This is a genomic window from Psychromonas sp., assembly GCF_983033635.1.
On the sequence record NZ_CEZLMY010000135.1, the window covers coordinates 1 to 9,555 of the forward strand.

Here is a 9,555-nt window from a genome sequence, read left to right on the forward strand (position 1 = left end):
GATGACATCAAGCACGCTGCAGCTAATAAAAAATAGTATAAAAAGCATTCCTGATTATCCACTTCCTGGCATTATCTTTCGCGATGTTACCAGTTTAATTGAAAATGGTGATGCATTTTCAGCAACTATTAAGCTGTTTGTTGAACGTTATAAAGATAAGAATATCGATAAAGTTGTCGGTACAGAAGCGCGCGGCTTTATTTTCGGCGCGCCATTAGCGGCTGCTATCGGTGCCGGATTTATACCTGTGCGTAAACCAGGTAAACTACCTCGTGAAACGATTCAAGAAAGTTATGCGCTTGAATATGGAACGGATACCCTGCAGATTCATCATGATGCAATCAGTGAGGGAGATACCGTTCTTTTAGTTGATGATCTATTAGCAACTGGCGGTACGGCTGAAGCTTCGGTTAAATTAATTCAGCGTTCTGGCGGCATCGTTATTGAATCTGCTTTTGTAATCGAATTACCATCATTAAATGGTGGCCAAAAATTAGCAGCCTTAGATGTACCGCATTTTTCATTAGTAGAATTTGAAGGCGAGTAATTTTAGTGAGTTATCAAGTTTTAGCACGAAAATGGCGTCCACGTAACTTCCAGGAAGTTGTAGGTCAGCAGCATGTCTTAACCGCTTTATCGAATGGTCTGGCGCAAAACAGATTACACCATGCGTATCTGTTTAGTGGTACGCGAGGTGTCGGTAAAACCACCATTGCACGTATTTTGGCAAAAAGCTTAAACTGTGAACAGGGGGTTACTGCAACACCTTGTGGTGAATGTGTGCATTGCCAGGCGATTGATCAAGGCCGTTTTGTTGATCTGCTTGAAATCGATGCTGCGTCTCGCACAAAAGTTGATGACACGCGTGAACTGCTTGATAATGTTCAATATAAACCCGCGCAAGGTCGTTATAAGGTGTATTTGATCGATGAAGTGCATATGCTTTCTAGGCATAGTTTTAATGCGCTTTTGAAAACCTTAGAAGAGCCGCCTGAGTATGTTAAGTTTTTATTAGCAACAACGGATCCGCAAAAACTACCGATCACCGTTTTATCCCGTTGTTTACAATTTCATTTAAAAGCAATTTTACCCGAAGAAATTGAAAAGCAGCTGACCTATATTCTTCAGCATGAACAAGCAACCTTTGATCATGCCGCATTAGCCGTTATTGCTAAAGCTGCTGATGGTAGTATGCGTGACGCATTAAGTCTTACCGATCAAGCATTAGCATTTGGCTCTGGTAATATTGAATATCAATCGGTATTAAAAATGCTTGGTACGATTGACAGTAGCCATCTCTATTATTTATTGCATTTTATTGCTTCAGGTAATGTGCAAAAGGTCTTTGAAAAAATAGAAGAGTTTGTCCATTTGGGAGCTGATTTTGCCAAGCTTCATCAAGAATTAGCAAGTTTATGCCATCAAATTGCATTTTTGCAGTTGCAAAACAGAGTAACGGTCTCTGAAAAAACAGCAATCCAACTGCTTGCTGAACGGTTAAGCCCTGAAGAGGTGCAGCTATATTACCAAATCGCTGTGCAAGGTTATAAAGATTATGCCTTTGCGCCTAATGGTAAAATTGCATTCGAGATGACAGTGATGCGCCTGCTGGCGTTTAAACCGGCAAATTATATCGCTGTAGATGAAAGCTTAGTAAAAGCAACGCAGTTAACTGCTGAAACTTCTATTGCAGCAGCTCCTGCACAAGTTATTGTTGAGCCGGTTGCGGCTGTCGAAACAGTTGCTGATAATGCAATAGAAGTGCCCAGTGCAGCGCAGCAGTTTTCAGCGCCTCCTGCACAAGTTATGGTTGAGCCGGGTGCGGCTGTCGAAACAGTTGCTGATAATGCAATACAAGTGCCCAGTACAGCGCAGCAGTTTTCAGCGCCTCCAGCACAAGTTATGGTTGAGCCGGTTGCGGCTGTCGAAACAGTTGCTGATAATGCAATAGAAATGCCCAGTGCAGCGCAGCAGTTTTCAGCGCCTCCTGAACAAGTTATGGTTGAGCCAGTCCCTGTTGTTGAAACAGTTACAGGCAATGCTGTGGGCAATCCAGCAGAAACAGCGATGGATGTTTCACAAGCTGATCTTGCCGTACCTGCAACAAATACGGAATCAATTAAACAGGTTACACATTCGCGAAATATGCTTCGCAGTCATCGTTTAAAGCGAGAAGAGGCAAAAAAGTCACAGGCGACAACAGTTAATGAAGCAACTGAGCGGGTTGTCGCAGAAAAACCACTAGCGGAAAAACCAAAAAATACTCAGCTTGAAGTCGAAGCTGAACCGTTTGTAACACAAGTAGAAAACAGTGCGGCAATTATGGCTATAGAACAGTTGCCGCCTGCAGAGCAGTTGCCACCTGTAGAGCAGTTACCGCCTGTAGAGCAGTTACCACCTGTAGAGAGTTATCTGCAGGATAATTATATCGAGCCTGATGATTTCGAGGTTGTGGCAAGTCCGCTGCCTGAGAGCGGGCCCGCACAAGATAGGTTCACACAAAATACTCAGCAAACGCCTGCAGCAACTCCTGCCAGCTTAGGTAGTGAAGCGGAACTAAATGAACAAAGTTTTTTTAGTAATGAACAACTTGATGTTCCAGCTATTGATATTGCTAAATATGTTGAGGATAAATTAACGGATCCATGGTCGCTGGTTATTCAACAGATGCAGTTATTGGGCTTGGTGAAACTGCTGGCTAAAAATTGCGTGATGCAGCAAGTTGATCAGCAGATTATATTAACTTTAAAAGCTGCGCAGCAACACCTTTTAAATAACAGTAACTTATGTGAGCAATTACAAGCTAAATTAAAAGCCCATTATGGAGAGCAAATCAGCATGTATGTGGAAGTGGGGGACGTAGAGGGGCAGTTAACTCCTGTTGAGTCTGAACAGCTTCTATTTCAGCAGTATCTGGACAATGCCAAACGTGTTATCAAAGAAGACAGTAATATCCAAATGTGGGTGCGAGATTACGGTGCAAAGATCTATGAAAATAGCATCATACCGTTATAATCAGACAATACTTTAAAGCAACACAATTAAAAAGAGAGTGAATATGTTTAATAAAGCTGGAATGGGCGATTTAATGAAAAAAGCCCAAGAGATGCAAGCAAATATGCAAAAAGCACAAGCAGAGATTGCCAATACAGAAGTGATTGGTGAATCAGGTGCTGGTCTTGTTAAAATTACCTTGTTGGGCAATCACAACGTACGTAAAGTTGAGATTGATCCGAGCTTGATGGATGATGATAAAGAGATGCTTGAAGATCTTATTGCAGCTGCAATGAATGATGCGGTTCGCCGTGTTGAAGAAGTAAACAAAAGTAAAATGAGCGGTTTAACGGGTGGGATGGACTTGCCGCCTGGTTTTAAAATGCCGTTCTAGGTTTTGTTTTTAATAAAATCAATAGCTTGTCTTTGGTTGATTCTCTTGGGGTCATATTGAGGTCAAGCTTTTTGTATCTTGAATTGTTATTCAAAAAGCAAAAAACAGCCTCGTTAAAGACCTAAAATTGTTAAATTAAATTAGAAAAAATGAATCGCAGAGTTGAGTGTAAAATTGACTATTGTTTTATTTTTTAGCTAGTTCATTCCTGTAGTCTGGCCGCTCATTTGCTATCCACTTTCCACAAATCTTTCTAATCATTCCCCAATCTACATGGCCAAGTTGACCTGCTAACCAAGTGACATCAGCACCTTCCATAAGCATTTGACTAGCATAGGTATGCCTAAGTTGATAAGGAGGCCTGTGTTGTAGTTTTGCTGTAATTTACATTGCGAATTACCAGGTGGTTTGTAGCAGGTATTATATGTTTTGCTTTATGCATTGCGGTCGGTTTTATATTAGCCTAAAGAGCAAATAAGTGAATCATGATTAGAGGGGGTATTTCTATATATCCTTGGCGATAATTCCCCCCCATGGAGGGCCAAAGCAAGTCACTTTAATATTGATTAGATAGTGAAAAAATCAGCTCTGTGTTCATCGTTTAATTGCTGTAATAAAATAGTTAAAAGCATCCAATTTAATGTAAAATGCAGTTAACGGTATAGGTTAATCCTTAGTAATATATTGAATATTAGAATTCAATATAATTTTTTACTTACTAGGTTTTAAATGTCATTGTAAGGCAATAATAGGTCTGCATTTTAGCGGTTTATTTTACATAGAAAGAAATAATTATGAGCTCAAACTCTTTACTTGATGAATTAATGCAGGCACTGCAATGTCTTCCCAGTGTTGGTCCGAAATCCGCACAGCGTATGGTTTATCATCTTTTAGATAAAAATCGTCAAGGTGCTTTAAAGCTGAGTAATGTACTTGAACGGGCTGTTAATGAGATAGGGCATTGCCATCAATGCCGTACTTTTACTGAACTGGATTATTGCGAGATTTGTCGCAATGATAAACGTAATGAAAATGGCATGATCTGTGTCGTTGAGATGCCTGTCGATGTATTAGCGATTGAGCAAACAGCATTGTTTTCAGGTACATATTTTGTGTTGATGGGACACTTGTCGCCATTAGATGGCATTGGACCTGAGCAGTTAGGTCTTGCATTGCTTGAGAGTCAGCTTGCAACAGGCAATGTAAATGAAATTATTTTAGCGACCAATCCAACCGTTGAAGGTGAAGCGACTGCATATTATATCGCTGAACTGGCTAAAAAATTCGCTATCAAGGTGAGCAGAATTGCACATGGTGTGCCTGTTGGCGGAGAGCTGGAGTTTGTTGACAGTACAACACTTTCCCACTCTTTTTCAGGACGCTCAGAAATCTAAATGACTATAAGGGCGTGTTAGCGCCCAAACAGTATTATTGTTATTTTTTATGATTCGCTAAGGCAATTTTCCGAGATGAACCACTCTTAGAGAAATTGCTTTTAGCGCCGGCCTTATTGGCTGCTGCTTTTTTAAATCCGCCACTTTTTACCGGGCCATTTTTAGTTGATCCGTTTTTAGAAGTCGCTTTTTTGAACTGCCCCGAGCCAGTGTGTTTAGTTAAGGCCTGCTGACTGTCATTTCCCTTAGTTTCAGTTTTTCTCAAGTTACTTTTTTTGTTTGCTGCCTGAGCTTCGTTACGTGACTCTGCCGGTACTAAACAGTGTTGGCCTTTGCCAATCAGTTTACGTGCTAAACCTAACTTTTTGAGCGTTTCCCGAATTAGAGGCCAGTTCTCAGGATCATGGTAACGTAATATCGCTTTGTGAATTTTACGCTGACGTCCCCCTTTGGCAGTAAAAACTGTTTCACTATCTTTGCTGATTTTATGTAACGGGTTTTTTTCTGAATGATACATAGTTGTCGCATTAGCTAGCGGTGACGGATAAAAATTCTGTACTTGATCCAGTTTAAAGTTATTACTCTTTAACCATAATGCAAGATTAATCATATCTTTATCCGTGGTGCCCGGATGGGCTGAGATAAAGTAGGGGATTAAATACTGTTTTTTACCCGCAGCTTTTGAGTACTTTTCAAACATCGCTTTGAACGTTTCATAAGTGCTCATCCCCGGTTTCATCATCATATCCAACGGTTGTTTTTCCGTATGTTCCGGGGCTATTTTCAAATAGCCGCCGACATGATGTTCAACTAACTCTTTAACGTAACGCGGATCTTCCACTGCAAGGTCATAACGAACTCCTGAAGCGATTAATATCTTTTTAATACCTGAGAGTTTACGAGCACGACGATACAGGTTAATAGTATGCTCATGGTCGGTATTCATATGATGACAAATTTCCGGGAATACACAGCTTAAACGACGACAGGTCTGCTCCGCTTTTGGACTTTTACATTTTAGGCGGTACATATTGGCAGTCGGGCCGCCTAAATCAGAAATAACACCGGTAAAACCCGGCACTTTATCGCGAATTGTTTCAATCTCTTTAATAATTGAATCTTCAGAGCGACTTTGTATTACACGACCTTCATGTTCGGTAATAGAGCAGAAAGTGCAGCCACCAAAACAACCGCGCATAATATTGATTGAAAAACGGATCATATCGTATGCTGGTATTTTTGCATTACCGTATGCCGGATGCGGAGTACGCTGAAAAGGTAAAGCAAAAACAGTGTCTATCTCTTCTGTTGTCAGCGGGTAAGCAGGGGGATTGATCCATACTAAACGCTCACCATGATATTGTGCTAAAGCACGTGCACAACCAGGATTTGTTTCCTGATGCATAACACGCGAAGCATGCGCGTAAAGTATTTTATCCTTGCTGACCTTTTCGTAGCTCGGTATTTGGATATAAGTTTTTTCCCAAGGATTGAGTTTTTTAGGTTTAGCAAGCTCCGGCTGAACAGTGATAACTTGTGTGTCGTCGTTTACTGTTTGATCGGTTAATTTTTGTGTGGCACAGGCAACATTAATATCCGCATAGGGATTGATAATGGGATCAATTTTACCAAGCTGGTCAACTTTACGTGAATCGATGCCTTTCCAACCCGGTAATGCTTGCTTGCATAAAATAGCAGTGCCGCGAATTTCGCTTAGATCTTTTATCTCTTCGCCTTGCGATAAACGGTAAGCAACTTCAAGTAGTGGGCGCTCGGCATTGCCATATAATAAAATATCAGCTTTAGCATCGAGAATAACTGAGCGGCGTACTTTATCTGACCAATAATCATAGTGGGCAATACGGCGTAAACTTGCTTCAATACCACCGAGCACCACAGGAACTGATTTATAAGCCTCTTTACAACGTTGTGTATAGGCTAAAACAGCACGATCCGGGCGTTTACCACCTTCATTGTTGGGCGTATAAGCATCATCATGACGCATGCGACGTTCGGCAGTATAACGGTTGATCATCGAGTCCATATTGCCGGCGGAAACACCAAAAAACAGATTCGGTTTGCCGAGCTTCATAAAGGCATCTTTGCTATGCCAATCAGGCTGCGCAATAATACCAACACGATAACCTTGCGCTTCAAGGGTACGGCCAATAATTGCCATGCCAAAACTTGGGTGATCAACATAAGCATCACCAACTACTAAGATAATATCGCAACTATCCCAGCCGAGTTTTTTCATCTCTTTGCGAGACATGGGTAAAAATGGCGCTGCTTTTTCAGACCTTGCTTGGAATTTGGGATATGAGAAAAGGGGTCTTTCAGCTTGTAATAAATCAACGCTCATTATAATAATTGCCTAACTTGCTTTATGTGGGTAACGTGAGCGAGTATTCTAGCATATCTGTGAGGCTTTCTTAACCGTGAAGTTTATGTGGATTTATTCGCCTGATAAGTGATTGAAGTTAAGCCATTAACAATAAATGGCTTAACTGCAAATAGCTTTTATTCTGAAACTAAAAGGGGATCTGCTAATTTCCCGATTAACTGACAGCTTTCAACTTTAACGTTATTAAGCATCACATCAATAACATCACCAAGCTGCAGCTCAGTTTGCTCTGCAATTATCACCTTGCCTAATTCACGATTACAATCGATCAGTTTTGCATCTTTGCTGTCTTTGCAAAGCAGACTGCATGGAATAAAGAAGGTTGCGCCATTTTCTTGTATTCTTACACGCAGGCCGGCTTTAACAATATCAAATATCTCCGCTTTATAACGCCATTGAGATTGCTCTTGGTCTTTAAGATACTTACTGTACAGTAGATTGTTAACATCTCTTTCGGCAAGACGTTGTGACTTACGTGTTTCATTAAGCAATGTACCGATCTCTTGATCGATATTGATATTGTTTTGATTTAATAAAATAGATTTGATTAAACGGTGGTTAAGTAAATCGCCATATTTACGGATTGGTGAAGTCCAAGTTGCATAATGCGCGACACCGACTGTGAAATGCGCTTCAGGGCTGTTTTTTGTATCGGCATAAGCAAGTAGTTTGCGTAAGCGGTGATCAAGATAGCAGTTGTGCAAGGCGTTTGTTTGTTGACGCATTTTTGTATAACCATCAAGTGTTGCTAATGATTCAACATCAGTTTCGATACCATATTCAGCCAGTAGTGCAACCGCTTTTTGTAAGCGGTCAGAAGCGAAACCTGAATGGGTATTAAACACGCCTTGCTGTTTATGTTTTGCTAAATAATCACCAGCACAAATGTTAGCGGCGATCATAGACTCTTCCACCAGGCGGTTTGCACTGCGTCTAGGCTCACATAATATTTCGTAAACTTCACCTTTACTATTTAGTTTTAAGGTGTAATCAGGTTGGCTTTTAAAGACAACATTATTATCACTGCGCCATTGTAAACGTTTTAATGAAGCATTATTTAATGTTTGTAACTGCTCAGCCAGTTGGCGGTTAGGTTTCCATATTTCACTAGTTGATTCTTCATTTTCGAGGTAATTGGAAACATCTGTGTAGTTAAGACGATAATGAGATTTAATCCACGCAGCATAGAACTCGGGTTCACCTGCGAGTTTACCATCATGATCAATGTGCACGGAGCAGCATAAGGTTGCTCTTTTTTCCCCTTCTTTTAAGGAGCAAAGGCTATCGCTTAAATCTCGCGGTAACATTGGTACGTTAAAGTTGGGCAGATAAAGGGTAAAAGCGCGTCGCTTGGCTTCAATATCCATCTCACTGTTTTCCGGTACATAAGCAGATGGATCTGAAATGGCAATAGTTAACTTCCAGCCATCACTGTTTTCTTCAATATAAAGTGCATCATCCATATCCTGCGTATTAGCACCATCAATGGTGAAAAAAGGCAGTTTAGTTAAATCAATACGTTCAAGTTCAGGATCGATAACTTGCCAGGGATGATCAAATTCAGGTGCTTTATCAGGTAAATTATGAGTTGCAACGCTAATCTGGCGATATGCAAAGGCATCATTCGCATCAGCTATTTTTTCAAGGACTTGTGTTAAAAAGCCTTTTCCTTCCAGAGCGTGGTTCAATAATTTAACTTTCACCCAGTCGCCATCCTGGTAACCCTGTGCAGACAGTGCTTGACCACCTTTAATTTTGAAGAAGCCTTTGAGAAGGGGATTGTTCGGCTGTATTGAGATACGCTGCTGCTTAATTGATAAACGAGCCACAAAGATATCAGTGTCTGTTTTCTTTAACTGGTTTGGTTCAGCTGTCGATTTGTCGCCATTATCGCGGATAAATGCATTAATGCGATCACCGTGCAGGACTTTCTTCATCTCATTTGGTGGAATAAAGAATCGTTTGCCTTTATCTGTTTCTAAAAAACCATAACCGCGCTCAGTTGCTTTTACAATACCCTGACGTTTAGGGGTGTTTTCTTGAATTTGTTCTTTTAATTGACTAAGCAATGGATTGTTTTGAAACATAAAATAAAACCTTAAAATAAATGCACAGCTCAAACGATTAAAGAATGGCGAGACTAGGTATAAATATAAAGGGGATTGATGCTTAATAAAAGGGGCAATTAGCTAAAAGCATTAAATTTAAAATAAATAACAAAAAGTACTTGGCTTTTTAGACAAACCTGTTTAATATGCGCCTCGTTCCGGAGGGGTGGCAGAGCGGCTGAATGCACTGGTCTTGAAAACCAGCGAGGGTTAATAGCTCTCCGAGAGTTCAAATCTCTCCTCCTCCGCCACATTTAAAAA

6 protein-coding genes and 1 tRNA gene are annotated in these 9,555 nt (G+C 40.6%); 5 read left to right on the plus strand and 2 right to left on the minus strand.

The features are described from left to right. Window position 1: 1 nt before the first annotated feature. From apt to recR, 4 genes are all read left to right on the plus strand, one after another. Window positions 2-547 (plus strand): adenine phosphoribosyltransferase, encoded by a 546-nt coding sequence (gene apt / locus AC4GME_RS14385; protein WP_490378807.1) that lies wholly within the window; start codon window positions 2-4, stop codon window positions 545-547. A gap of 5 nt (window positions 548-552) precedes the next feature. Further along, window positions 553-3,015: a DNA polymerase III subunit gamma/tau gene (dnaX, locus tag AC4GME_RS14390; protein WP_490377707.1), complete on the plus strand. Its 2,463-nt coding sequence runs from the start codon at window positions 553-555 to the stop codon at window positions 3,013-3,015. A gap of 43 nt (window positions 3,016-3,058) precedes the next feature. After that, entirely contained in the window at window positions 3,059-3,388 is a 330-nt protein-coding gene (locus AC4GME_RS14395; RefSeq protein WP_490377708.1) for a YbaB/EbfC family nucleoid-associated protein, read from the plus strand. A gap of 794 nt (window positions 3,389-4,182) precedes the next feature. Next, window positions 4,183-4,782, plus strand: coding sequence for a recombination mediator RecR (gene recR / locus AC4GME_RS14400; RefSeq protein WP_490377709.1), 600 nt, complete (start codon window positions 4,183-4,185; stop codon window positions 4,780-4,782). A gap of 40 nt (window positions 4,783-4,822) precedes the next feature. Here recR and AC4GME_RS14405 read toward each other — a convergent pair whose 3' ends face one another. Together AC4GME_RS14405 and AC4GME_RS14410 are read right to left on the minus strand one after the other, a co-directional pair. After that, entirely contained in the window at window positions 4,823-7,144 is a 2,322-nt protein-coding gene (locus tag AC4GME_RS14405) for a YgiQ family radical SAM protein (RefSeq protein WP_490377710.1), read from the minus strand. A gap of 158 nt (window positions 7,145-7,302) precedes the next feature. Further along, window positions 7,303-9,273, minus strand: coding sequence for an exoribonuclease II (locus tag AC4GME_RS14410; RefSeq protein WP_490379635.1), 1,971 nt, complete (start codon window positions 9,271-9,273; stop codon window positions 7,303-7,305). A 181-nt stretch (window positions 9,274-9,454) separates the two neighbouring features. On the opposite strand from AC4GME_RS14410, the gene AC4GME_RS14415 reads away from it, so the two are divergent. Next, window positions 9,455-9,545: transfer RNA gene (locus AC4GME_RS14415), tRNA-Ser, on the plus strand. Window positions 9,546-9,555 lie beyond the last annotated feature (10 nt).